This window comes from Pseudomonas reactans (assembly GCF_013387025.1).
Taxonomy (GTDB): domain Bacteria; phylum Pseudomonadota; class Gammaproteobacteria; order Pseudomonadales; family Pseudomonadaceae; genus Aquipseudomonas; species Aquipseudomonas reactans.
The window spans coordinates 396,965-422,283 of record NZ_JACAQP010000005.1 but is presented as its reverse complement, the minus strand read 5'-3'; the positions used below and the strand labels follow the sequence as shown (position 1 = coordinate 422,283).

The window sequence follows — 25,319 nt, the reverse complement described above, 5'->3', positions numbered from 1 at the left end:
AAGACACACAGGCGCCACGTTCATCCAGAATCTCTGCGTAATCGTTAACGACCATCGCAGGCAAGCCAGCTCCTACGCTAAAATGCCGGCCTTTCCCCAATCGTCGCCGGAACAACCGTGAGCAAAGAACCCGATCGCCTATTCGCCCAGCCCCTGCCCCAGGTGCCGGACTTCGCCTTTAACGAGGACGTGGTGCGGGTGTTCCCGGACATGATCAAGCGCTCGGTTCCCGGCTACCCGACCATCGTCGAGAACCTCGGCGTACTCGCCGCGCAGTTCGCCCAGCCTAACAGCGTGCTGTATGACCTGGGATCCTCGCTTGGCGCGGTGACCCAGGCCCTGCGCCGCCACGTACGCACCGACGGTTGCCGGGTGATCGCGGTGGATAACTCGGCCGCGATGGTCGAGCGTTGCCGTGAATACCTCAATGGCCAGGACTCGATGTTCCAGGAACTGCTGCCGGTCGAGGTCATCGAGGGCGATATCCTCGCGCTGCAGTTCCAGCCGGCCTCGGTGGTGGCGCTGAATTTCACCCTGCAATTCATCGCGCCCGATGAGCGCCTGGCGCTGCTCGCGCGCATCCGCCAATCATTGTTGCCGGGCGGTGCATTGATCCTTTCGGAGAAGCTGCGCTTCAATGATCCCGAAGAACACGCGCTGCTCACCGATCTGCACATCGCGTTCAAACGCGCCAACGGCTACAGCGAACTGGAAATCGCCCAGAAGCGCAGCGCCATCGAAAACGTCATGAAGCCCGACAGCCTCGAAGAACACCGCGAACGCCTGTTGGCGGCGGGGTTCTCGAAAGTCGTGCCGTGGTTCCAGTGTCTTAACTTTGCCTCGTTGATTGCCTTGCCATGATTGATCTGTCCCCCCTCGCCCGCCATCTGGTCGGCACTCCCCTTGCAGTGTGGGCCCAGGGCCTGCAAGCGCAACTCGATAGCAAGATGGAAAAGGGTCATGGCGACCTGGAGCGCTGGCAAAGCGCGCTCGACGCTCTGCCAAAAATCCAGCCCAGCGAAGTGGATTTGCTCAACGGCCTGACACTCGATACCGACTGCGACGAAGACACCCGCGTGCAGATGCATGCCGCGCTGATGGGCCTGAGCCCTTGGCGCAAAGGGCCGTTCAACCTGTTCGGCGTGCATGTGGACACCGAATGGCGCTCGGACTGGAAGTGGTCCCGCGTGGCACCGCATCTGAACCTGAAGGGCAAGCGCATCCTCGACGTGGGCTGCGGCAACGGTTACTACATGTGGCGTATGCTCGGCGCCGGGGCCGACAGCGTGATTGGCGTGGACCCGAACTGGTTGTTCTTCTGTCAGTTCCAGGCGGTGCAGCGTTACCTGTCAGAACCCAAGGCGTGGCACCTGCCGTTCCCGTTCGAGGACCTGCCGCAGAACCTGGAAGGCTTCGACACGGTGTTTTCCATGGGCGTGTTTTATCACCGCCGCTCGCCAATCGAGCATTTGCTGGCGCTGAAGGACACCTTGGTCAAGGGCGGCGAACTGGTCTTGGAAACCCTGGTGGTCGAAGGCGATCAGCAACAAGTGCTGGTGCCGGAAGATCGCTACGCGCAGATGCGCAACGTGTGGTTCCTGCCGTCGGTGCCAGCGTTAATGCTGTGGCTGCGGCGTGCCGGGTTCAGTGATGTGCGCTGTGTGGATGTGAGTGTGACCACGGTCGAGGAACAGCGTGGGACAGAGTGGATGAAGTACCAGTCGCTGAGTGATTTCCTTGACCCGCAAGATCACAGCAAAACCATCGAAGGGCTGCCGGCACCGATGCGGGCAGTGATCATCGCCCGCAAATAAACCTCAAAGGGACGGCTTGGCTCTTCGCGCCTTGAAGAACTCGCTCAAGACCGTCCCGCACTCCTCGGCCAACACGCCCCCTTCAAACAGCACCTTATGATTGAGAAAGCCCTGGGTAAAAAACTGCCCCTGGCTTTGCACGATCCCCGCTTTGGGTTCCAGCGCGCCATACACCACGCGCGCAATCCGCGAATGCACGATCAGCCCCGCGCACATGCTGCACGGTTCCAGGGTCACATACAGCGTGCTGCCCACCAGCCGGTAATTGCTGATAGCTTGTGCGGCGGCGCGGATGGCGACCATTTCAGCGTGGGCGCTGGGGTCGTTGCCGCTGATGGGGCAGTTGAAGCCACGGCCGATGATTTCACCGTCCTGCACCAACACAGCGCCTACGGGGACTTCACCCAAAGCAGCGCCTTGGCCGGCAAGGGCCAGGGCTTCGCGCATGAAGTCTTGGTCGCGGCTGCGGTCGATGATCGCGGTGGGGCGAAACTGACGCATCACGCCACCTCGATGGCGGCCATCAGGCCGGTTTCCATGTGGTCGATCACGTGGCAGTGGAACATCCACACCCCTGGGTTATCTGCCACCAGCGCCACGCGGGCGCGCTCGTTTTTACCCAGCAGGTAGGTGTCGGTGAAGTACGGGATCACCTTGTGGCGATTCGAGGCGATCACCTTGAAGCTCATGCCGTGCAGGTGGATCGGGTGCTGGTACTGGGTCATGTTCTTCAATTCAAAAATGTAGCTCTTGCCCTTTTCCAGCTTGGCAATCGGGCGGTCGGCACAGGTCTTGTCGGTGATGTCCCAGGCCTTGCCGTTGATCTGCCACAGGCTGGGTGGCTTGCCGTTGTCAGTATTGACCGAGACCGAACCCACCCACTCGAAATTGAAGTTGAGTTTCTCGGCATTGGCCAGGTCCGGTTCGGCAATCGGGTTGGCCGGCAGCGCTGGCGGCCATTCAGTCGGCGCGTCGGTATTGGCCACCGAACGGAAGGTGCCCAGGCGCACCGGGCCATTGCGGATCGACAGCTCTTCGCCGGCCGGCGGTGCCTTGATCGCCAGGCAGATGCGCATGCCGGGGCCCAGCCAGTATTCCTTGCCCAGCGGGCGCGGCTCGATGGGGTTACCGTCCAGCGCGTAGATCTGCGCCTCGACATCCGGAATGTTGATGCGATAAGTCAGGGTGTTATCGAGGTTGAGCAAACGTACACGAGTGATCTGACCCGCCGGCAAATCGATCACGGCCTGGGACACGCCATTGATCGTCGACAGCCGCCCGGCAGTGCCGCCGCGTGCCGCCTCACGGGGAATGCTGAAGGCGACGAAGGCGCCCTCTTCGTCCACGTGCCAGCTTTTCAGGCTGAGGGTGCGTTCATGTTTGAAACCAGTGGGTTCGCGCTCTTCGATGATCAGCGGGCCGACCAGACCACGGCCGAGTTCTTCACTGCTGTTCACGTGGGGGTGATACCAGTAGCTGCCGGCGTCGGGCACGCGGAACTTGTAATCAAAATATTCACCGGGCAGTACCGGCAATTGCGAGACGTAGGGCACGCCGTCCATTTCCAACGGCAGGCGGATGCCATGCCAGTGGATGGTGGTGGCCACCGGCAAGTGGTTGATAAAACGCACCCGCAGCCATTCGCCCTGGCGTACTCGTAACTCGGTGCCCGGCGCAGACGGGCCGAACGCCCAGGCTTCGGTCTTGTGGCCCGGCACCAGCTCCACATCCAGAGGCGCGGCGATCAGCTCGTAATCATGTCCCGCCTCGGCCTCGGCAACTTTCCCCAGCCAGTAGCGGTAGGCGCCACCGGCACCGACGCCCACTACGGCCAGGCCTGCAAGACCACCCAGGATTTGTCGACGGGAAAAGGATCGGGACACAACAACCTCACGTATCGGCCGCAGGCCCAAGGCCTGCAAAGGGCAGATACGATACACCTGCCCCGGCTGTAGGAGCGAGCTTGCTCGCGAAAGACCTGAGAACAACTCGGGTAGCCAGGCTCCCCGCGTCATCGTTGACGACCTTCGCGAGCAAGCTCGCTCCTACAGAATGATCGACGGATCAGGCCTTGGCGGCCGCCAGGATCAGGGCTTTCATCTCAGCCACCGCACCTTTGAAACCGACGAACAGCGCATGTGCCACCAGCGCATGGCCGATGTTCAGCTCGTTGATGCCCTTGATCGCCGCCACGGCTTCGACGTTGTGGTAGTGCAGGCCATGGCCGGCGTTGACGATCAGACCTTCCTTGAGGCCGCAGCTCACGCCGTCGATGATACGTTGGAGTTCATCGGCTACTTCGGTCGGCGTAGTGGCATCGGCGTAACGGCCGGTGTGCAGTTCGATGGCCGGTGCACCGACACGGCGCGAGGCTTCGATCTGGCGCTCGTCAGCGTCGATGAACAGAGACACTTCGCTGCCGATCTTCGACAGGCGCTCCACGGCGGCCTTGATCCGCGCTTCCTGGCCAGCCACATCGAGGCCGCCTTCGGTGGTCAGTTCCTGGCGGGTTTCCGGCACCAGGCAGATGTGCGCCGGGCGGATGCGCTCGGCGAACTGCATCATTTCCTCGGTGACGCCCATTTCGAAGTTCATGCGGGTTTGCAGCACTTCCTTGAGCACCAGCACGTCACGCTCCTGGATGTGGCGGCGGTCTTCGCGCAGGTGCACGGTGATACCGTCGGCGCCCGCTTCTTCGGCGTCCAGCGCGGCCTTGACCGGGTCAGGGTAACGGGTGCCCCGGGCCTGGCGCAGGGTAGCGACGTGGTCGATGTTGACGCCAAGAAGAATGCGATTGCTGGTGGTCACGGAAGCGCTCCTGAAAAGGGAAAGAAACGCTGCACAGCATACACGGGGTTGTCAGGGCTTTCGAAACAACTCGCGACTGACCAGCGGCCGTCCGCCCAAGTGCACGGCCAGGGCCTGGCGCATCAAGCGCTTGGCGGCAGACAAGGCGCCGGGTGCGGTCCAGTCGGCTTCGCTCATGGCCAGCAATTCGGTGCCCTGGAACAGACCCGGTTGCAGCAGGTAGACACGCTCCAGGCCGGCGTCGACTTGCAGACGGTACATGCCGTCAGCGGCGATGGGGTCGCCGTGCAGGTCGTTGGCCAGTTCGAATCCGTAGCCCAGGTCGTCGAGTAGCCGCCATTCGAAGGCACGCAACAGCGGCTCCAACGGACGGCCTTCGGCCAGGGCCAACAGTGTGGCGGCGTAGTGATCGAAGACGGCCGGGTGCGGGTCTTCGGCAGGAAGCAGGCGGATCAACAGCTCATTGAGGTAGAGACCACTGAACAGCGCCTCGCCATTGAGCCAGGCGGACGTGCCGACGCTTTCCATGCGACCAACGTTTTTCAGCTCGCCCTTGCCGCGAAACTCCACGTCCAAGGCCACGAATGGCCGTGCCAGCGTGCCCGCCTTGCCCCGCGCACTGCGCAACACCGCGCGCAGACGGCCTTGGGGCGTGAGGAAGTCCACCAGGGCGCTGGTCTCGCGGTAGGCGCGGCTGTGCAGGACGTAGGCGAGTTGGCTGGGGGGTGGGGATTGGGACATGGGAGTCTCTTCGCAGAACTTAAGAACAGCGACAAACCAATGTGGGAGCGGGCTTGTGTGGGAGCCGGGCTTGCCCGCGATGCAGGCACCTCGGTCCTTAAGTTTTACCGAGGTGATGCTATCGCAGGCAAGCCAGCTCCCACACAAGCCAGCTCCCACATAAGCCCGCTCACACAGAGGTTCCGCGGTGTGTTAGAGGTCGCCGTAGCCCAGCGAGCGCAATGCACGCTCATCATCGGACCAACCACCCTTAACCTTCACCCACAGGTTGAGCATGATCTTGGAGTCGAACAGCAATTCCATGTCCTTGCGCGCTTCGGTGCCGATGCGCTTGATGCGCTCGCCCTTGTCGCCAATGATGATCTTCTTCTGGCCGTCACGTTCGACGAGGATCAGCGCATGGATGTGCAAGGTCTTGCCCTGCTGCTTGAACTCTTCGATCTCGACGGTGATCTGGTACGGCAGCTCGGCGCCCATCTGGCGCATGATTTTCTCGCGCACCAGTTCGGCGGCGAGGAAGCGGCTGCTGCGGTCGGTGATCTGGTCTTCCGGGAAGAAATGCTCGTTCTCCGGCAGGTGCTCGGCGATCACACGCTCCAGCGCATCCAGGTTGTGACCGTGCTGGGCCGAGATCGGGATGATCTGCGCGTTCGGCAGTTGTTCCTGCAGCCAGCTAAGGTGCGGCATCAATTCGGCTTTGTCTTCGATACGGTCGGTCTTGTTCAGCGCGACGATCAGCGGGCCGGTGACGTACTGCACACGTTCCAGGACCATCTGGTCTTCGTCGGTCCACTTGGTGCGGTCGACCACGAAGATCACCACGTCGACGTCTTTCAACGCCGCCGAAGCGGTCTTGTTCATGTAGCGGTTCAGGGCCTTCTCGCCACCCTTGTGCATGCCTGGGGTATCAACGTAGACCGCTTGCACGTTGCCTTCGGTCTTGATGCCCAGCATGTTGTGGCGGGTGGTCTGCGGCTTGCGCGAGGTGATCGCAAGCTTCTGGCCGAGGATGTGGTTCAGCAGCGTGGACTTGCCCACGTTCGGGCGGCCGACGATGGCAACATAGCCACAGCGTGTTGCGGTTGAATCAGTCATGGCCATTCTCCACGCCCAGGGCAATCAGTGCTGCAGCGGCCGCTACCTGTTCGGCAATACGACGGCTCACACCCTGACCTCGGCTTTTTTCGTTCAATAAGGTGATTTCACATTCCACGAAGAACACGCGGCAATGCGGCTCACCCTGGATATCCACCACTTCGTAGCGTGGCAGTTCGCAACCACGGGACTGCAGGAATTCCTGCAGGCGGGTCTTGGGATCTTTATTGGTATCGACCAGCGTGAGGCTCTCGATCTCGGAGGTCAGCCACGCGGTGACGCGCTCCTTGGCCGCTTCCATGCCTGCATCGAGGTAGATGGCACCGATCAGCGCTTCGAGGGCGTCGGCCAGGATCGACTCACGGCGGAAACCGCCGCTCTTCAGCTCACCTGAACCCAAGCGCAGGTACTCGCCCAGGCCAAAACCACGAGCCAGCACCGCCAGGGTCTCGCCTTTCACCAAGCGGGCGCGCAGGCGCGACAGCTGGCCTTCACGGGCTTGCGGGAAGCGCTCGAACAGCGCCTCACCGGCGACGAAATTGAGGATGGCATCACCGAGGAATTCCAGGCGCTCGTTATTGCGCCCTGCAAAGCTGCGGTGTGTGAGGGCAAGGACCATCAATTCCTGGTCCTTGAAGGTGTAGCCGAGCTGGCGCTCGAGACGACTTAAAGAAACGCTCACGGTTTACCCATATCTGTTTGGTGGCACCGGCGGCCATCGACGATTGACGCAGTGTTCAAATTCAAATCCTGATTGGTGCAGCATGAGGCAGGACAGATTTGTCCCCACCCCAGAAAAGCATTCGGCGCTGTGTTCACAGCGCCGCCTGTATTACTTGATCAGCCCGACTCGCGAGAAGTTCGGCAAGTGGCTGAGTTTGGGTTCCGGCCAGCTCATCCAGACCGCGAAGGCCTTGCCGACGATATTCTGGTCGGGAACCATGCCCAGCAGGTCCTTGGGAATGTTGGGGTCATCCCAGTACCGGCTGTCATTGGAGTTGTCGCGGTTGTCGCCCATCATGAAGTAGTGCCCGGCCGGCACTGTCCACTGGCCGTCAGGCTGGGCACGGTAGCGGCTCATTTCCTTGCGGATTTCGTGCTCCACCGCACCGAGTTTTTCCTGGTACAGCTCAGCGCTACCCAGGCTGTTCGGCTCGGAACCGATCAGTTTCTCGGCCACCGACTCGCCATTGATGAACAGGCGCTTGTCGCCGGTGTAGCGGATCACGTCGCCCGGCAGGCCGACCACACGCTTGATGTAGTTGACGTTCGGGTCGCTCGGGTAGCGGAACACCATCACATCGCCACGCTGCGGGTCACCGACTTCAATGACCTTCTTGTCGATCACCGGCAGGCGGATCCCGTAGGAAAACTTGTTCACCAGGATGAAGTCGCCGACGTCCAGGGTAGGTTTCATCGACCCCGAGGGGATCTGAAACGGCTCCACCAGGAACGAACGCAGCACCAGCACGATGAACAACACCGGGAAGAACGACTTGCCGTATTCAACCAGCAAAGGCTCTTTGTTCAGCTTCTCGATCACCACGCCATCGGGCTGGCTAACGCTTCCCTGATAGGACGCGATAGCCGCCCGCCGACGCGGGGCGAAGAACACCAGATCGAGCAACGCCAGGAGACCGCAAACGGCAACGGCGATGACCAGCAACAGCGGGAAATTTAGCGACATAGGACCTAACTATCCAACCTGAGCACCGCAAGGAAGGCTTCTTGTGGAACTTCCACGTTACCTACTTGCTTCATGCGTTTTTTACCGGCTTTTTGCTTCTCAAGCAGCTTGCGCTTACGGCTTACGTCACCGCCGTAGCATTTGGCCAGTACGTTCTTTCTGAGTGCCTTGACGGAGGTCCGCGCAATGATCTGCCCGCCGATGGCGGCCTGGATCGCGACGTCGAACATCTGGCGCGGAATCAGTTCTTTCATCTTCTCGGTCAACTGGCGACCTTTATAGTGCGCGTTGTCCTTGTGCACGATCAGTGCCAGGGCATCGACCTTGTCGCCGTTGATCAACACATCCAGTTTCACCAGATTAGCCGATTGGTAACGGTCGAAATGGTAATCCAGCGAAGCATAGCCGCGGCTGGTGGATTTGAGGCGGTCGAAGAAGTCCAATACCACTTCGTTCATCGGCATGTCGTAGGTCACTTGGACCTGGGTGCCGAGGAACAGCATGTCGCGCTGCACGCCACGCTTTTCAATACACAGGGTAATAACGTTGCCCAAGTGCTCCTGCGGAACCAGGATGTTGGCCCGCACGATAGGCTCGCGCATGTCTTCGATCGCCGAGAGATCCGGGAGCTTGGACGGGTTATCGACGTAAATCGTTTCACCGGTTTTCAGCAACAACTCGAAAATAACCGTTGGCGCGGTGGTGATCAGGTCCAGGTCGTATTCGCGCTCGAGGCGCTCCTGGATGATTTCCATGTGCAGCATGCCCAGGAAGCCGCAGCGGAAACCGAAGCCCAGGGCGTCGGAGCTTTCCGGGGTGTACTGCAACGACGAGTCGTTGAGGGTCAGCTTTTGCAGGGCCTCGCGGAAGTCTTCGAAATCATCGGAGCTGACCGGGAACAGACCCGCGTAGACCTGAGGCTGGATGCGCTTGAAGCCTGGCAGCACGTCGACATCCGGCGTGGAGCTCAGGGTCAGGGTATCACCCACCGGCGCGCCGTGGATGTCCTTGATACCGGCGATGATGAAGCCTACTTCACCGGCTTTCAGATCAACGGTCGCGGTGTGCTTGGGGTTGAAGACACCGACGCTGTCCACCAGGTGGATCTTGCCGGTGGACTTGACCAGGATCTTGTCGCCCTTCTTCACACGGCCGTGGCGCACGCGTACCAGGGAGACAACGCCCAGGTAGTTGTCGAACCAGGAGTCGATGATCAACGCTTGCAGCGGATCTTCGTAGTTGCCAGTCGGGGCTGGAATGGTCTGCACCAGACGTTCGAGCACTTCGTCGACACCCAGGCCGGTCTTGGCACTACAGGTGACGGCGTCGGTGGCGTCGATACCGATGATCTTCTCGATCTCTTCCTTGACGCGCTCAGGCTCGGCCTGAGGCAGGTCGATCTTGTTCAGCACGGGCATGACTTCCAGGCCCTGCTCGATCGCGGTGTAGCAGTTGGCAACCGACTGCGCTTCCACACCCTGCCCTGCGTCAACCACCAGCAAGGCACCTTCACAGGCCGCCAGGGACCGGCTGACTTCGTAGGTGAAGTCGACGTGGCCTGGGGTGTCAATGAAGTTCAGTTGGTAGGTGATGCCGTCTTTGGCTTTGTAATACAGCGTAACGCTGTGGGCCTTGATGGTGATCCCGCGCTCGCGTTCGAGGTCCATGGAGTCCAGTACCTGGGCTTCCATTTCACGCTCGGCAAGGCCGCCGCACATCTGGATGAATCGATCGGCCAGCGTCGACTTACCATGGTCAATGTGGGCGATGATGGAGAAATTGCGGATATGACTCAAATCACTCACGGATCAACACTCAAAAAGGCTGCAGGCAGATTGCCCGCTGAAAAATAGCCGGGAATTGTACCTGATGCCCGGGCCGGACGTCATCTTTGCTGACCAGAACAAAAATGCCCCGATCTCTCGACCGGGGCATTTTTTGTTCATAAGCGCGCAATCAACCGGCCCGGCGCAACAGCCAGAAGCCGGCCAGGGCGCAGATGGCAGTGGGCACCAGCACCGCAAACAGCGGCGAGAAGCCGAACACCAGGCTCGACGGGCCGAGCAGGTCCTGGGCAATACGGAAGATGAAGCCCACCAGCACGCCTGTGAATACGCGTTGACCCAGGGTCACGGAACGCAACGGACCAAAGATGAAGGAAATGGCCATCAGCACCAGTGCAGCGGTGACCACCGGCTGCAACACCTTGACCCAAAATGCCAGCCAGTAGCGGCCATTGTTCAGGCCCTGGTCCTTCAGGTAGTGAATGTAACCCCACAGCCCGGAGATCGGTAGGCTTTCGGGGATCATCACCACGGTATTCAACAGTTCCGGCTTGAGGGCGATATCCCACTCCTGGCTCGGCACGTTGATCACTTCGGTGCTGGCCTTGGTGCCTTGGCCGATATTACGGAAGTAGGTGGTGGTGACGTCGCTGAGTTGCCATTTTTCGCTACCGTATTGCGCACGTTTGGCGAAGCTTGACTCCAGCAGGTGACGTTCTTTGTCGAACGTATAGCGCGTAACACCAATCAACAGTCCACCCGGCTGCACGGCGTTGATGTGGATGAACTCATCGCCCTGGCGGTGCCATAGGCCGTGCTTGGAGCTTTGCGCATCGCCCGACCCCTGGGCCAGGGCACGATTGGCCTGGGCAGTGGTTTCAGCCGGCGGCGCTACGTATTCACCGATCAACACGCTGCACGCCATCAGCAGCAGCATGGGCTTCATGACCGCCCAGACGATACGACCGATGGACACGCCGGCGGCGCGCATGATGGTCAACTCGCTGTTGCTGGCCAGGCTGCCGAGGCCGATCAGGCAGCCGATCAGCGCGGCCATCGGCATCATGTCGTAGAGGCGGCGCGGCGCGGTGAGGGCCACGTAGCTCAGCACGTCCCACACGGTGTAGGTGTCAGTGACGTTGCCGACTTCATCGATAAAGGCGAACAGCGAAGCCAGCCCGAGGATGATGCCCAATACCGCCAGGATGGCGATCAGTACGCTGCTACCAATGTAGCGATCGAGCTTAGCCACGAGCCAACTCCTTCTGGCCACGACGGCTCATCATTTTCAAACGGATCGGTTCCCAATAGAGCAGGCCCAGGCCAATCACCAGGAAGATCCCGTGCACCCACCACAGGCCCAGGGTCGGCGACAGCTTGCCCTTCTCCAGGGAACCACGGGCGGAAATCAGGATGGTGAGGTACGCCATGTACAGCAGGATCGCCGGCAACAGCTTGAGGAAGCGGCCCTGACGCGGGTTGACGCGCGACAGCGGCACCGCCATCAAGGTCACAATGAACACAAGCAGTGGCAAGGAAATCCGCCATTGCAGCTCGGCAATCGAGCGCAGTTCCTTGCTGCCGAACAAATCGGTGGTCGGGATGGCGTCGCGGTCGGTGACTTCGTCGCTGATGTCCGGACGGGCCAGCATCACGCCATAGGTGTCGTATTTGATCGCGCGGTAGTCGGCCATGCCCGGGCTGCCATCGTAGCGGTAACCATTTTCCAGGATCAGGTAGCGGCTGCCGTCAGGACGCACTTCCTGGCGACCGGAATCGGCCACCAGCACAGAAATGCCACGGTCTTTCTTGTCCTGCCCCAGGCGTTTCTCGGAGATGAACACACCGCCCAGATTGGCGCGGTCGTCGGTCAGGGTTTCGGTGTAGGTCACCCGCGAACCATCATTGAGCGCCTGGAAGCGGCCGGGTTCAAGGGTGTCGAACTCGGTCATCGCGTCCTGTTTATTCAGTACCAGTTGGAACTGCATGGCGCCCTGAGGGGCCAGGCTCAGGCTCAGCCAGGCCACGATCAGCGCAACGCCGGCGGCCGGGATCATGGTCATGCCCAGCAGGCGCTGCTGGCTCATGCCGGTGGCCGAGAGCACGGTCATTTCGCTTTCGAGGTAAAGGCGGCCGTAGGCCAGCAGGATCCCTAGGAACAGGCCGAGCGGCAGGATCAGCTGCAGGAAGCCCGGCAGACGAAAGCCCATGATCAGGAACAGCGAGCCCGGATCGAGGGCGCCGGAGGCAGCCTGGGCCAGGTATTTGACGAAACGACCACTCATGATGATGACCAGCAATACCGCACTCACGGCACTCAAGGTCAACAGGACTTCGCGGGACAGATAACGGAAGACGATCAAACCAGACACTCCAGGGTTGTCAGGCTAAGGCGGCCAAACAAGCAAGCATACCGAGTCAGCCCGTTTGCACGGACCGGCTAAAAAGATGGCGCATTATCCTGTGATTGACCGCGCCTGTCACGGAGCTTGCTCATGCACGTGCACAAAGCGGGTGACAAGGGTTGTCAGGCTCCGTCGGCGAGGTTCAAACTGCGGCCTTTGTCGCCGGCGGTTTACACAACTGCCTGGTATTAAAGCCGGAGTACAGACTCCTGGCTAACCGACCTTTATAAGGGACCCGAAAATGGAATTGGTTGTAAAAAGCGTTAGCCCCGAAACGTTGAAAACCGCCACCCTCGTGGTCGCCATCGGCGAAGGCCGCAAGCTCGGCGTTGCCGCCAAGCAACTCGACGAACTCAGCGGCGGCGCCATCAGCGCAGTGCTCAAGCGCGGCGACCTGGTCGGCAAAGTCGGCCAGAGCCTGTTGCTGCAGAGCCTGCCCAACCTGAAAGCCGACCGCGTATTGCTGGTGGGCGTGGGCAAAGAGGCTGAACTGGGCGACCGTCCGTTCCGCAAAATCGTCAGCGGCATCCTCACTACCCTCAAGGGCCTGGGTGGCACTGACGCCACGCTGGCACTCGATGAAGTCGTGGTCAAAGGCCGTGACAGCTACGGCAAGACCCGCCTGCTGGCCGAGAGCCTGGTGGACGGCGGCTACATTTTCGACCAGTACAAGAGCACCAAGGCCGAACCCCGCGCCCTGAAGAAAATCACCCTGCTGACCATCAAGGCCGCCCAGGCTGAAGTTGAGCGCGCCGTGACCCACGCGACCGCCATCGCCAACGGTATGTCGTTCACCCGCGACCTGGGCAACCTGCCGCCGAACATCTGCCACCCGACTTTCCTCGGCGAACAAGCCAAGGCGCTGGGCAAAGAGTTCAAAGGCCTGAAAGTCGAAGTGCTGGACGAGAAGAAGATCAAGGAACTGGGCATGGGCTCGTTCTATGCCGTGGGCCAGGGCAGCGACCAGCCGCCACGCCTGATCGTGATGCAATACAACGGCGGCAAGAAGTCCGAGAAGCCTTACGCCCTGGTCGGCAAAGGCATCACCTTTGACACCGGCGGCATCAGCCTCAAGCCGGGCCTGGGCATGGACGAGATGAAGTACGACATGGGCGGCGCCGCCAGCGTGTTCGGCACCCTGCGTGCCGTGCTGGAACTCAAGCTGCCGATCAACCTGGTGTGCATCCTGGCCTGCGCCGAGAACATGCCGAGCGGCGGCGCGACCCGTCCGGGCGACATCGTCACCACCCTGAGCGGCCAGACCGTCGAAATCCTCAACACCGACGCCGAAGGCCGCCTGGTGCTGTGCGATGCCCTGACCTACGCCGAGCGCTTCAAGCCACAGGCCGTGATCGACATCGCCACCCTGACCGGTGCCTGCATCGTCGCCCTGGGTTCCCACACGTCGGGCCTGCTGGGCAACAGCGATGAGCTGATCGAGCAACTGCTCAGCGCCGGTAAAGCGGCCGACGACCGCGCCTGGCAACTGCCGCTGTTCGATGAGTACCAGGAACAGCTGGACAGCCCTTTCGCCGACATCGCCAACATCGGCGGCCCGAAAGCCGGCACCATCACCGCTGCGTGCTTCCTGTCGCGCTTTGCCAAGAACTTCAACTGGGCACACCTGGACATCGCCGGCACGGCCTGGACCAGCGGCGGCAAGGACAAGGGCGCAACCGGCCGTCCGGTTCCCCTGCTGACCCAGTACCTGCTGGATCGCGCCAAGGCCTAACGCAATCCTCCCTGTAGGAGCCGGCTTGCCGGCGATGGCTGCCTTGAAATCGCTATAAGATTCAAGGGACTCATCGCCGGCAAGCCGGCTCCTACAAGGGGTATGCGCACGACCAGGAAATGCAATGACCCAAGTCGACTTCTATATATTGCCCAGCGCCGACCCGCTCGCGCGCCTGGACTTTGCCTGCAAACTCACCGAAAAAGCCTGGCGCATGGGCCACCGCATCTACCTGCATTGCAGCGATGCCGCCCAACGCGATGAGCTGGATGCCCGACTGTGGCGCTTCAAGGGCGAAAGTTTCGTGCCTCACGGCCCCGCCGAGTCCGAACCCGACGGCCTGGTTGTCCTGGGTTTAGGCGACAGTTGTGGCGATCACCAGGACCTGCTGGTCAACCTGGACCTGAAAGTACCGCAGTTCGCCAAGGCCTTCGCCCGTGTGGCGGAAGTGGTGGTGGAAGACCCGGCGATTCGTCAGGCCGCGCGGGAGAGTTTCCGTTTCTACCGCGAACAGGGCTATCCTCTGCAAGATCACCGGCTACAACGACTTTGAGTACATGATGGACAATCCCAACCCTATAAAAAAAGACGACCACCTGCTGGACGACCTGGAGTCGATCCGTCAGTTGCTCGGTGATGATGACTTGCAACCGCCGCTGTTGACCGAATCGGTCGAGGGCGAGGTACAGATTCCGCTGTTGTTCGACATGGTCGGCGGCAAACCCGCCGCGCCGGAGCCGGTTGCGGTAGCCCCCGCCGTCGAACCTGCCCCCGCTGAAAAAGGGCCAGACGCCCTGCTGCTGCACCTGGACAACGAGCTGCGCGCCGCCGCGCAACTGATCATGCAAGACGTGATCGACGACTTTGCGCCGCATATCGAGACCGAGATCAAGCGTCGGCTGGATGCGCGAATGGAACGGTTGTTGAGCCAATACCAGTCATAAGTCCTATCAGGAGCGATTTTGCTCGCTCCTACCCCTCTCCCCTATCCCCCGTTATACTTGCCGGCTTTCCTGAATAAATGCCAACTAGGGTCCCGCCGCGCATGGATAAGACCTACCAGCCGCACGCCATCGAAACTTCCTGGTACAACACCTGGGAATCCGAGAATTATTTCGCCCCGCAAGGCGCGGGCGATTCCTACACCATCATGATTCCGCCACCGAACGTCACTGGCAGCCTGCACATGGGCCATGGCTTCAACAATGCGATCATGGATGCGTTGATCCGTTTCCGCCGCATGCAGGGCCGCAACACCCTGTGGCAGCCGGGCACCGACCACGCTGGCATCGCCACCCAGATGTTGGTGGAACGCCAACTCGAAGCCACCGGCCAGAACCGTCACGACCTGGGTCGCGAGAAATTCCTGGAAAAGATCTGGGAATGGAAAGACCAGTCCGGCGGCAACATCAGCCGTCAGATCCGTCGCCTGGGCTCGTCCGTCGACTGGAGCCGCGAACGCTTCACCATGGACGACGGCCTGTCGGAAGCCGTAAAAGAAGCCTTCGTGCGCCTGCATGAAGACGGCCTGATCTACCGCGGCAAGCGCCTGGTCAACTGGGACACCAAGTTGCACACGGCGATTTCCGACCTCGAAGTGGAAAACCACGACGAGAAAGGTTTCCTGTGGAACCTCAAGTACCCGCTGGCCGATGGCGCCAAGACTGCTGAAGGCAACGACTACCTGATCGTCGCCACCACTCGTCCGGAAACCATGCTCGGCGATGCCGCCGTTGCGGTTAACCCGAATGACGAGCGCTACCAGGCACTGATCGGCAAGTTCGTCGAGCTGCCATTGGTCGGCCGTCGCATCCCGATCATCGCGGACGACTACTGCGACCCTGAATTCGGCACCGGCTGCGTGAAAATCACCCCGGCCCACGATTTCAACGACTACGAAGTCGGCAAGCGCCACAACCTGCCGCTGCTGAACATCTTCGACAAAAATGCCGCCGTACTGCCGGCCTGCCAGGTGTTCAACCTGGACGGCACGCTGAACGAGAGCATCGACGGCAAGATCCCGGCCGAATACGCCGGCCTTGACCGTTTCGAAGCGCGCAAGCAGATCGTGGCCGCCTTCGACGCTGCCGGTTTGCTGGTGAGCGTTGACGACCACGGCCTGAAGGTGCCGAAAGGCGACCGCTCCGGCACCGTGATCGAGCCGTGGCTGACCGACCAGTGGTACGTGTCCACCAAGCCGCTGGCAGAACCTGCCATTGCCGCCGTGGAAGATGGCCGCATCCAGTTCGTGCCGAAACAGTACGAAAATATGTATTTCTCGTGGATGCGTGACATCCAGGATTGGTGCATCAGCCGTCAGCTGTGGTGGGGCCACCGCATTCCGGCCTGGTACGACGAGTCGGGCAAAGTCTATGTTGGCCGCGACGAAGCCGAAGTGCGCGCCAAGCACAACCTCGGTGCCGACATTGCACTGCAACAGGACAACGACGTACTGGATACCTGGTTCAGCTCGGGCCTGTGGACCTTCTCCACCCTGGGCTGGCCGCAGCAGACCGAATTCCTCAAGAAATTCCACTCCACCGACGTGCTGGTCACTGGTTTCGACATCATTTTCTTCTGGGTTGCCCGGATGATCATGCTGACCATGCACCTGGTGAAGAACGAGGACGGCACGCCGCAGGTACCGTTCAAGACCGTGTACGTGCACGGCCTGGTGCGTGATGGCCAGGGCCAGAAGATGTCCAAGTCCAAGGGGAACGTCCTGGACCCGCTGGACATCATCGACGGCATCGACCTGGAAACCTTGGTGCAAAAACGCACCTCGGGCCTGATGCAGCCGAAACTGGCGAAGAAGATCGAGAAGCAGACCCGCGACGAGTTCGCCGACGGCATTGCCAGCTACGGCACCGACGCCCTGCGCTTCACCTTCTGCTCGCTGGCCTCCACCGGTCGCGACATCAAGTTCGACATGGGCCGCGTCGAAGGTTATCGCAACTTCTGCAATAAGATCTGGAACGCCGCGCGCTACGTGCTGGACAAGGGCGAAGACTGCGGCCAGAACGGCGAAGCTTTCGAACTGAGCCTGGCCGACCGCTGGATCATTTCGCAGTTGCAACGCACCGAAGCCGAAGTGACCCGCCAGCTCGACCAGTTCCGTTTTGACCTGGCCGCACAGGCTTTGTACGAGTTCATCTGGAACCAGTATTGCGACTGGTACCTGGAACTGTCCAAGCCAGTCTTGTGGGACGAAAACGCGCCGGTCGAACGCCAGCGCGGCACTCGTCGCACACTGGTGCGCGTATTGGAAGTGGCGTTGCGTTTGGCACACCCGTTCATGCCGTTCATCACCGAAGAAATCTGGCAGCGCCTGGCGCCGCTGGCCGGTATCGAAGGCAAGACCATCATGCTGCAACCTTGGCCGGTGGCCAACGAAGCGCGCATCGATGAGGCGGCCGAAAGCGATATCGAATGGCTCAAGACCCTGATGATGGGCACGCGCAACATCCGTGCCGAGATGAACATCGGGCCGGGCAAGCCATTGGCGGTGTTTGTGAAGAACGCCAGCGCTGAAGACCAGCGTCGTCTTACCGAGAACGATGCGCTGCTCAAGAAGCTGGCGAAGCTGGAGTCGATCACCGTATTGGCCGCCGGCGCCGAAGCACCGCTGTCCGCTACCGCCTTGGTTGGCGAGATGGAAGTGTTGGTGCCGATGGCTGGCTTGATCGACAAGGGCGCGGAACTGGCACGTCTCGACAAGGAAATCGGCCGCCTGCAGGGCGAAGTGCAACGCGTGGGCGGCAAGCTGTCCAACGCGGCCTTCGTCGACAAGGCACCGGCTGAAGTGATCGAGAAAGAACGCGCCAAGCTGGCCGAGGCTGAGCAGGCCCTGGGCAAGCTGGCGGAGCAACATGCGCGGATTTCCAGCCTGTAAGGCTTGATTCGCGTGAAAAAAGAGACCTTCGGGTCTCTTTTTTTTGTTTTTTGTGGGAGCTGGCTTGCCTGCGATGCAGGCAACTCGGTCCTTCAAGCAGACCGAGGTGATGCCATCGCAGGCAAGCCAGCTCCCACAGTTGACCGAGTTAGGTCCAAGATGTGTGACAATACCCACCACTTTGAGCCAACACCAGAATCATCATGACCGCCCCCAGCACGCCCAAGCCTCCACGCAAGAAGCCCAAAACCGCCGCCCCGGCCAAGCCCGTCGCGCCGCGTAAAGAGGCGACCCTGCACCCACGCAACCGCCACACAGGCCGTTACGACTTCCCGGCGCTGATCAAGACCACGCCGGAACTGGCGAAATTCGTGATCATCAACCCGTACGGCAAGGAAAGCATCGACTTTGCCAGCCCCGATGCGGTGCGGGTGTTCAACCGAGCGCTGCTGAAAGCCTTCTATGGCATCCAGCACTGGGACATCCCGCAGGACTACCTTTGCCCGCCGGTGCCGGGGCGTGCGGACTACGTGCACTTCCTGGCCGACCTGCTGGCCAACACCAACGACGGCAAGATTCCGCGCGGTTCCATCGTCAAGGTGCTGGACATCGGCATGGGCGCCAACTGCGTCTATCCGCTGATTGGCTACATGGAATACCGCTGGAATTTCCTCGGCTCAGAAGTCGACCCTATTGCCGTGGCCGCAGCCAAGGCCATCGTGCAGTCCAATGACCTGAGCAAAGTCATCCAGCTGCGCCAGCAGAGCAATCCCAAGCAGATCCTGCTGGGCCTGCTGGAGCCGGGCGAGCGTTTTGACCTGACCATGTGCAACCCGCCGTTCCATGCGTCCATGGATGAAGCCACCAAGGGCAGCGAACGCAAGTGGCGCGCCCTTGGCAAGGCGGACCCAAAGCGCAAGTTGCCGGTGCTGAACTTCGGCGGCCAATCGGCCGAGTTGTGGTGTGAAGGTGGTGAAGCACGTTTTGTGACACAACTGATTGCCGAAAGTGCGCACTTTGCCCATAAGGTGCTGTGGTTCAGCACTCTGGTGTCGAAAGCGTCGAACTTGCCCGCGATCGAGACGGCCCTGAAAAAGGCCGGCGTGCTGGAGAGCCAAGTGGTGGAAATGTCCCAGGGCCAGAAGCAGAGCCGGTTTGTGGCGTGGACTTTCCAGACCAAGAACGAGCAGCATATCTGGCGTCAGCGCTGGGTGCGCTAAGTCTAAACGCTGCCTGCTTCACTGTAGGAGCGAGCTTGCTCGCGAAAAACGCAATGACACCGCGCTTATTCAGAATGCCCGCGTCATCGTTGGCGATCCTCGCGAGCAAGCTCGCTCCTACAGGCAACAAAAAACCGTGCCCGGATCGCTCCGGAGCACGGTTTTTTTTGCTGCGTCTTACTTGTTAACAGCGTCGGTCAGGCCTTTGGCCACAACCAGCTTGATAACTTTCTTGGCAGCGATTTCGATGGCAGCGCCAGTCGAAGGGTTACGGCCAGTACGGGCAGGACGCTCGGTCACTTTCAGTTTGCCAACGCCTGGCAGAGTGATTTCGCCGCCGTTTTCCAGCTGGTCAGCAACAACTTGGCTCAGTTGGTCCAGCAGAGCGCGCACGGTGGTTTTCGGTGCGTCTACTGCTTCAGCCAGGTCAGCGATCAGTTGGTCTTTAGTAATAGCCATTGTGGTGTTCCTTCCCTATCAAATTCATATGGATTGCAGAGTGCAGTGTCAGCCGTCGAGCCCGACCGTCATGGCCTGGCACCCCCGGCTATAACCACGGAGATCGGGGTTATAGATGCTTGAAACGGGGATTGGTTCGACCTGACAGATGCTGAATGCACGCTTATCGCCGAGACTTGGCGTAAGACGGGGCAAAACTAGCACAGAGACGGGGAAATATCCGCCTCTACCTACCCATTTGGTCAGCTTTATCGCTCTAAACCGTGAAAAAAAGGCATATGGCCCGTCGGAAGGGGCCCAAAACACCCTTCGAAGCCCGTCTCGGCCAATGGTGCGGTACACTTGGCGACTTTTCGGGGAGGCCCACCGCTCCCCGCTCAACCAGCCGAGAAGCCTATGCCGATCCGTCATTGCATCGTCCACCTGATCGACAAAAAACCCGACGGCACACCTGCAGTTCTCCACGCCCGCGACTCCGAGCTTGCCGAGTCCGCCGCCATCGAGAACATGCTTGCCGACCTCAACGAGAGCTACAACGCCAAACAAGGCAAGGCCTGGGGTTTCTTCCATGCCGAGTCTGGCGCGCACCCGTTCAGCGGCTGGTTGAAGGAATACTTTGACGGTGGGCAGGACTTCACCACCTTCAGCCGCACGGCGGTCGAGCACCTGCAGAAGCTGATGGAGGAGTCCAACCTCTCCACCGGTGGCCATGTACTGTTCGCCCACTACCAGCAGGGCATGACCGACTACCTGGCCATCGCCCTCCTACACCACAGCGAAGGCGTGGCGGTGACCGACGAGCTGGACGTGACCCCCTCGCGCCACCTGGACCTCGGCCAATTGCACCTGGCGGCACGTATAAACGTGTCCGAGTGGCAGAACAACAAGCAGTCCAAGCAGTACATTTCCTTTATCAAGGGCAAGAACGGCAAGAAGGTCTCGGAGTACTTTCGCGACTTCATCGGCTGCCAGGAAGGCGTCGACGGCCCGGGCGAGACCCGCACCTTGCTCAAGGCCTTCAGTGACTTCGTCGAAAGCGAAGACCTGCCGGACGAATCCGCCCGCGAGAAAACCAAGACCCTGGTGGATTACGCCAGCAGCCAAGCCAAGCTCGGTGAACCGATGGGCCTGGAAGAACTGTCAGGGTTGATCGATGAAGATCGGCCGAAGGCGTTCTATGACCACATCCGCAACAAGGACTACGGCCTGTCGCCGGAAATCCCGGCGGATAAGCGCACCCTCAACCAGTTCCGCCGCTTCACCGGCCGGGCCGAGGGCTTGTCCATCAGCTTTGAAGCGCACCTGCTGGGCGACAAGATCGAATACGACGAAGCCGCCGGCACCTTGATCATCAAGGGCCTGCCGACCCAACTGACTGACCAGCTCAAGCGCCGTAACTGATGCTCGGCGGGGTCTTTAAAAAAGTCCTGCTGGTGTTGCTGGTCGTGGTGGTGATCCAGAACTGGGGCAAGATCGAACGGGTGTTCAACCCCTCACAAATGGCGCCGGAGCACGTACGTGCTTCAGCGCGTGTGGTGCTCTACTCGACCGAGTGGTGTGGTTACTGCAAGCAGATCCGCCGCTTTCTGGACCAAAAGGGCATTCCCTACCAGGCGTTCGATATCGAGAAGGATGCCCAGGCGCGCAAGGCATATGAAGCGTTGGGCGGGGGCGGAATTCCGTTTGTGGATGTGAACGGCACGCTGATTCGCGAATACAGCCCCGAGAAGATCATGGCGGCGCTGAAGTAGTCAGCGCACCAAGATCATCCGTCCCAAAACCGTGTGCTGTTCAAAGCCAAGCACGGCCTGCAACGCATTTAACACCGCCTGCGGGTCCTTGCTCGGGAAACTGCCGCTGACGCGCTTGGCTCCCATCTCTTTATTGAGCAACAGAATGCGGCCGGGGTAGTAACGCCCCAGGTCCTCGACCACGTCCGCCAACGGCGCTTTGTAATAGTTGAGCCAACCGTCGCGCCAGGCCAGGCGCGATTCACTGTCTACTGCGTGCAGAGGGTCCGCAACACCCTCGGCGTAGGCCACTTGCTGACATGCTGTAAGAATCTGCTGCTGGCCCTGTTTGGATGGCGTCACGCCTACCCGTCCGGACAACACGGTCACCTGAGCACCTGCCGGTTGCAGGCGCACTTCAAACTGCGTGCCCAGCACGCGCGCCTCACCGCTGCCCGCCTCCACCACAAAGGATTGTCCCGTGTGGGTCACGCTGAAAAAGCCCGCGCCACGACGCAGCTTGATATGCCGCTCGCCATGGCTGAAATCCACGGCAATCGCGCTGTCGGCATCAAGGGTCACCTGGGATTGATCGGCCAGCGTGACGGTTTTGACTTCACCCGGCGCCGTCACATAGTCGGCACCGAAATCATCGATCCAGCGTGACGGCTGCCAGCCGGCGCCCATGGACACCATCAACAACAGGCACGCAGCCATCGCCAAGGCGCCGGACCAACGCACCACCCGCGAGCGTTTCGGGGTGTTCATCGCATTGAGGTAGCCCTGCAACGCCAACGCCTCTTCATCCGCCAGCTTGCGCGCTGGCACTTCGCTCAACTCCCACAGCACCTGGGCCTGGGAGTAGGCCTCGACGTGCGCCGGATCAGCCCGCAACCACTGGCTGAAAGTGGCCTGGTCGCCACTGCTGGGCTGATCATGCAATAGGCTCAGCCAGGCCATTGCGGCTTGTTCCTGGGCGGGCGTGGGGGTGACGTTCACGGTGCTTTCCCTGGCGTGCGTGGGGGCGATGGTTCGCGAAGGCTGGCTTTGCAGGCTTCAAGGGCACGCATCATATGTTTTTCCACGGCACTTTGGGACAGGCCCATGGCCTTGGCGATTTCCGCGTACTTGCGCCCGTGGATGCGGTTGAGCAGGAAAATCTGCCGCGTGCGTTCCGGCAGGCTGCGCAAGGCAGCTTCGACGTGGCGCAGGTCATTGCCGGCTTCCAATGCTGCCTGGGGTTCAGAGCCTTGGTTGTCTTGCTGTTCAGGCAGCCAGCCTTCACTGCAGCGTACCCGTGCACCTTCGCTGCGCAGGTGGTCGATGGCGATGTTGCCGGCGCAACGCAACAGGTAGGTGCTGAGCTCCTCGACCTGCACCAACGGCCGGCGCCAGAAACGCAGGAACAGGTCCTGCACCAGGTCGGCCGCCGTGGCGCGACACCCCACGCGGCGACTCACCAAGGCTTCCATCTGCGAACGCTGGGACAAAAACACCTGCAGGAAATGCGCACGCCCACCTGCCGCGTCAGCGTGCTGGCTGTCCTGGGATTCGGGTGGCGTGCTGATCATCATGGGCGGGCTCAGAGAGTGGCGAAGGCTGCGACAGGACTGGCGAGCAGACCAATGCCCGCCAGGATCAAGGCCAGCCTTGGCCGGTACGGCAACAACAGCACCAGCAGCAATGCGCTGAGCATCAACACGGCGCACCACTCCACCAGGCCCTGGCCCCAACCGGCGACATCCACCGTCGGCCAGATCGACACCACCAGCAGCAACCAACCGATCACCCGCAAACCCAGGCGCCGACGAGACGAGGGTTTGCTGTGCAGCAACTCGCCGTGGTGACGGTCAGTGGACAGGCAGAGTGCAGTGAACCCGGCGTAGCACATCAGCAGCGCGAGCAGCATTCAGTTCGCCTCCTGCTTCAGCGCCAGCGGGCGGGCGCGCTGAGTTTTAGGCGCCAGCGCGGTGCGACGCTGCATCTTCCAGGCGGCCCAGCCAAGGAATACGCCGCTGGCCAGACAGGTCAGATCAAAGCCAGCCATGGCCCAATCGCCGGTTGCCAACGAAACACCGAGGTGGTGCGATGTGGTCAACGCGTTGAGCAGTGGGATGGCGATAAACAGCAGCGCGCCGAAGCCCAGTTGCTCGACCCAACCCTGGCGGCCACGACGCAGGATCGCGTGCAACAGACTCAGGCCCCAGGCAATAAAGAAGGTTTGCACTTCCCAATCGGAACGGTCGGCAAAGCTCACCGGCAACAAACGGTTGGCCCAGAAAAATGCGGCGATGGCGATCATCAACCCGGACATGCTGGCGATGTTCAGCACTTCTACCAAGCGCAACTCAAACGGCATTACCGCAGCCTTGGCATGTTTGAGCTGACGCTTGCCGAGCCAGATCACCAGACCGGTGCCGATCATCGCCGTGCCCGCCAGGCCACAGATAAAGTACAACCAGCGCAGCACCGGCCCGGCGAAATGGCCCATGTGCAACCCATAGAAACTGCCGCTGATGGCTGCCGGCAGCGACTGCCCGCCATACACCCGCACCAGCTCGCCGGTGGTGCCATTGAAGGAAACGGTGCTGCCGAAATCATGCACCACGCTGTCGGAACCCGCGCGGAACACATTGACCGAGGCGTTCATATCGGCGGGATTATTGACCGCCACGCGCCCCACATGGCCACCTTCCCACTGTGCCTGCGCTTGCTCGTACATCGGCACCAGCGGCAGCAATTTTCCAGGCTGGCCCAGCGCCGGCGCGTTGTTGGTATTCGGGAATACCTCGCTGAAAAAAGCGCGGGTGTCGCCGCCATAGGAAGCAAGAATCGGCGCCGGCATCACCATGCTCATGAAGATCACCAGGCTGCTATAGGTGATCATCAAATGGAACGGCAGCACCAGCACTCCCACCGCGTTATGCCCGTCGAGCCAGGAACGCTGGCCTTTGCGGGGCCTGAAGGTGAAGAAGTCCTTGAAGATTTTCTTGTGGGTGATGATGCCGGTGATCAAGGCGACGAACATCACCATCGCGGCAATCGTCGACAGCCAGCGACCCCACGGGTGAGGCATTTGCAGCTGGAAGTGAAAGCGGTAGAAGAAATCGCCGCCCATGCTTTCACGGGCTTGCACAGCCTGGCCGGTAACAGGGTCGAGGGTTTTCTGGATGAAATTGCCGCGGCGGCCGGGGTCGACTTTGTCTTGCCACATTACCGACAAACCAGGATCGCGGCTGTCTGGCAGAGTGATAAACCAACGCGCAGCGGTCGGCGCGACTTGCTGCAGATAGGTCTGGGCGACCGTCAGGCTGCGCGCATCGTCCAGCGGATGGGCCTGCACTTCAGGCTGCATCCAATGGCTGATCTCATCCTTGAAATACGCCAAGGTGCCCGTCAGGAAAATCGCAAACAGCAGCCAGCCAAAGATCAGCCCCGCCCAGGTGTGCAACCAGGCCATGGCCTGGCGAAAGCCCTCTTTCATGTGCGTGCCATCCAGAAGCCCACACCCGCCAGCGTGGCAAATATCGCGCTCGGCAACATCACGCCGAACCAAGCGCGTGCGGCGCTGCGGCAAGCGAAACACCAGAGCACGGCCAGCAGGTAGAACACGAATGAACTCATCATGCCGGTGATCACGGCGTCGGCGCGGGACGTGGGTATCCACAGCGCCAGGCAGATGCTGGCCAGGGAAGCCATCAGATAGCCGCCCACCACGGCAGCCAGCACGCGCGAGGTAACGGCGAGACGATAGGAGACAGGCAGCGAGGTTTTGCTTTTCATGCGGGAGGCGCCAGGTTCATCAGGCCGCAATATTAATGATAAATATTCTCATAAGCAAAACAGAACGGATGAAACACCTGCCCTGACGGATTGCCGAAGCCCGTCGCGGGCCCTACAATGCGAACAATTCTTGTTCTCTAAAGCATGGCGATGCTTGTGGAGTGTTCGC

Annotated in this window: 25 protein-coding genes; 9 read left to right on the top strand and 16 right to left on the bottom strand. The window is 60.8% G+C overall.

Going from position 1 to position 25,319, the window contains the following annotated elements; translation table 11 throughout:
• Positions 1 to 117: 117 nt before the first annotated feature.
• Both cmoA and cmoB read left to right on the top strand, forming a co-directional pair.
• Positions 118 to 861 (top strand): carboxy-S-adenosyl-L-methionine synthase CmoA, encoded by a 744-nt coding sequence (gene cmoA / locus HX793_RS06350; protein ID WP_177050059.1) that lies wholly within the window; start codon positions 118 to 120, stop codon positions 859 to 861.
• Positions 858 to 1,814 carry a tRNA 5-methoxyuridine(34)/uridine 5-oxyacetic acid(34) synthase CmoB gene (gene cmoB / locus HX793_RS06345; RefSeq protein ID WP_177050061.1) on the top strand — a complete coding sequence of 319 codons (957 nt, stop codon included), beginning with the start codon at positions 858 to 860 and terminating at the stop codon, positions 1,812 to 1,814. Before cmoA ends, cmoB begins: the two co-directional genes overlap by 4 nt.
• A 3-nt stretch (positions 1,815 to 1,817) precedes the next feature.
• Here cmoB and tadA read toward each other — a convergent pair whose 3' ends face one another.
• The 10 genes from tadA to lptF all read right to left on the bottom strand — a co-directional run bounded on the left by tadA (position 1,818) and on the right by lptF (position 12,292).
• Complete coding sequence (tadA, locus tag HX793_RS06340) at positions 1,818 to 2,315, bottom strand: tRNA adenosine(34) deaminase TadA (RefSeq protein ID WP_177050063.1); 498 nt, start codon at positions 2,313 to 2,315, stop codon at positions 1,818 to 1,820.
• Complete coding sequence (locus HX793_RS06335; protein WP_016978274.1) at positions 2,315 to 3,697, bottom strand: multicopper oxidase family protein; 1,383 nt, start codon at positions 3,695 to 3,697, stop codon at positions 2,315 to 2,317. The genes tadA and HX793_RS06335 overlap by 1 nt, the downstream gene beginning before the upstream one ends.
• Positions 3,698 to 3,878: 181 nt before the next feature.
• Entirely contained in the window at positions 3,879 to 4,622 is a 744-nt protein-coding gene (gene pdxJ, locus HX793_RS06330) for a pyridoxine 5'-phosphate synthase (RefSeq protein WP_016978273.1), read from the bottom strand.
• Positions 4,623 to 4,673: 51 nt separating this feature from the next.
• Entirely contained in the window at positions 4,674 to 5,363 is a 690-nt protein-coding gene (gene recO, locus HX793_RS06325) for a DNA repair protein RecO (RefSeq protein WP_016978272.1), read from the bottom strand.
• Between the two features lie 192 nt (positions 5,364 to 5,555).
• Positions 5,556 to 6,458, bottom strand: coding sequence for a GTPase Era (era, locus tag HX793_RS06320; RefSeq protein ID WP_016978271.1), 903 nt, complete (start codon positions 6,456 to 6,458; stop codon positions 5,556 to 5,558).
• Positions 6,451 to 7,140 carry a ribonuclease III gene (gene rnc / locus HX793_RS06315; protein WP_016978270.1) on the bottom strand — a complete coding sequence of 230 codons (690 nt, stop codon included), beginning with the start codon at positions 7,138 to 7,140 and terminating at the stop codon, positions 6,451 to 6,453. The genes era and rnc overlap by 8 nt, the downstream gene beginning before the upstream one ends.
• 150 nt (positions 7,141 to 7,290) lie before the next feature.
• Positions 7,291 to 8,145 (bottom strand): signal peptidase I, encoded by an 855-nt coding sequence (lepB, locus tag HX793_RS06310; protein WP_016978269.1) that lies wholly within the window; start codon positions 8,143 to 8,145, stop codon positions 7,291 to 7,293.
• 5 nt (positions 8,146 to 8,150) lie between these two features.
• On the bottom strand, positions 8,151 to 9,950 hold the full coding sequence (lepA, locus tag HX793_RS06305) for a translation elongation factor 4 (protein WP_028618986.1): 1,800 nt from the start codon (positions 9,948 to 9,950) through the stop codon (positions 8,151 to 8,153).
• 151 nt (positions 9,951 to 10,101) lie between these two features.
• A complete protein-coding gene (lptG, locus tag HX793_RS06300) occupies positions 10,102 to 11,181 on the bottom strand; it encodes an LPS export ABC transporter permease LptG (protein ID WP_178905462.1) in 1,080 nt (359 codons plus the stop codon).
• The gene (gene lptF, locus HX793_RS06295; RefSeq protein WP_016978267.1) at positions 11,174 to 12,292 is read right to left on the bottom strand and encodes an LPS export ABC transporter permease LptF; all 1,119 of its coding nucleotides are present in this window, start codon (positions 12,290 to 12,292) and stop codon (positions 11,174 to 11,176) included. The genes lptG and lptF overlap by 8 nt, the downstream gene beginning before the upstream one ends.
• Positions 12,293 to 12,575: 283 nt before the next feature.
• On the opposite strand from lptF, the gene HX793_RS06290 reads away from it, so the two are divergent.
• The 5 genes from HX793_RS06290 to rlmF all read left to right on the top strand — a co-directional run bounded on the left by HX793_RS06290 (position 12,576) and on the right by rlmF (position 19,178).
• Positions 12,576 to 14,066 carry a leucyl aminopeptidase gene (locus HX793_RS06290; RefSeq protein ID WP_177094871.1) on the top strand — a complete coding sequence of 497 codons (1,491 nt, stop codon included), beginning with the start codon at positions 12,576 to 12,578 and terminating at the stop codon, positions 14,064 to 14,066.
• A gap of 124 nt (positions 14,067 to 14,190) precedes the next feature.
• Complete coding sequence (locus HX793_RS06285; protein ID WP_177058553.1) at positions 14,191 to 14,619, top strand: DNA polymerase III subunit chi; 429 nt, start codon at positions 14,191 to 14,193, stop codon at positions 14,617 to 14,619.
• A gap of 7 nt (positions 14,620 to 14,626) precedes the next feature.
• The gene (locus tag HX793_RS06280; protein WP_177058736.1) at positions 14,627 to 15,010 is read left to right on the top strand and encodes a DNA polymerase III subunit chi; all 384 of its coding nucleotides are present in this window, start codon (positions 14,627 to 14,629) and stop codon (positions 15,008 to 15,010) included.
• Positions 15,011 to 15,111: 101 nt separating this feature from the next.
• Positions 15,112 to 17,958, top strand: coding sequence for a valine--tRNA ligase (locus tag HX793_RS06275; protein WP_177094878.1), 2,847 nt, complete (start codon positions 15,112 to 15,114; stop codon positions 17,956 to 17,958).
• Between the two features lie 203 nt (positions 17,959 to 18,161).
• A complete protein-coding gene (gene rlmF, locus HX793_RS06270) occupies positions 18,162 to 19,178 on the top strand; it encodes a 23S rRNA (adenine(1618)-N(6))-methyltransferase RlmF (RefSeq protein ID WP_177094880.1) in 1,017 nt (338 codons plus the stop codon).
• Between the two features lie 177 nt (positions 19,179 to 19,355).
• On the opposite strand, the gene HX793_RS06265 is transcribed toward rlmF, so the two are convergent.
• On the bottom strand, positions 19,356 to 19,637 hold the full coding sequence (locus HX793_RS06265; protein WP_003188840.1) for an HU family DNA-binding protein: 282 nt from the start codon (positions 19,635 to 19,637) through the stop codon (positions 19,356 to 19,358).
• Between the two features lie 396 nt (positions 19,638 to 20,033).
• Between HX793_RS06265 and yejK the strand changes: the two genes are divergently transcribed.
• Together yejK and HX793_RS06255 are read left to right on the top strand one after the other, a co-directional pair.
• Positions 20,034 to 21,038: a nucleoid-associated protein YejK gene (yejK, locus tag HX793_RS06260; protein WP_010212893.1), complete on the top strand. Its 1,005-nt coding sequence runs from the start codon at positions 20,034 to 20,036 to the stop codon at positions 21,036 to 21,038.
• Positions 21,038 to 21,388, top strand: a complete 351-nt coding sequence (locus HX793_RS06255; RefSeq protein WP_177050074.1) for a glutaredoxin family protein — start codon at positions 21,038 to 21,040, stop codon at positions 21,386 to 21,388. The genes yejK and HX793_RS06255 overlap by 1 nt, the downstream gene beginning before the upstream one ends.
• Here the strand turns inward: HX793_RS06255 and HX793_RS06250 are convergent, their stop codons facing one another.
• The 5 genes from HX793_RS06250 to HX793_RS06230 are packed head-to-tail and all read right to left on the bottom strand — an operon-like array spanning position 21,389 to position 25,150.
• Positions 21,389 to 22,366, bottom strand: coding sequence for a FecR family protein (locus HX793_RS06250; protein ID WP_177050076.1), 978 nt, complete (start codon positions 22,364 to 22,366; stop codon positions 21,389 to 21,391).
• On the bottom strand, positions 22,363 to 22,941 hold the full coding sequence (locus HX793_RS06245; RefSeq protein WP_177050078.1) for an RNA polymerase sigma factor: 579 nt from the start codon (positions 22,939 to 22,941) through the stop codon (positions 22,363 to 22,365). The genes HX793_RS06250 and HX793_RS06245 overlap by 4 nt, the downstream gene beginning before the upstream one ends.
• Before the next feature lie 8 nt (positions 22,942 to 22,949).
• Complete coding sequence (locus HX793_RS06240; protein WP_177050080.1) at positions 22,950 to 23,276, bottom strand: DUF3325 domain-containing protein; 327 nt, start codon at positions 23,274 to 23,276, stop codon at positions 22,950 to 22,952.
• Positions 23,277 to 24,851 (bottom strand): PepSY-associated TM helix domain-containing protein, encoded by a 1,575-nt coding sequence (locus HX793_RS06235; RefSeq protein ID WP_177050082.1) that lies wholly within the window; start codon positions 24,849 to 24,851, stop codon positions 23,277 to 23,279. It lies immediately after the preceding gene.
• The gene (locus HX793_RS06230; RefSeq protein WP_177050084.1) at positions 24,848 to 25,150 is read right to left on the bottom strand and encodes a DUF3649 domain-containing protein; all 303 of its coding nucleotides are present in this window, start codon (positions 25,148 to 25,150) and stop codon (positions 24,848 to 24,850) included. The genes HX793_RS06235 and HX793_RS06230 overlap by 4 nt, the downstream gene beginning before the upstream one ends.
• Positions 25,151 to 25,319 lie beyond the last annotated feature (169 nt).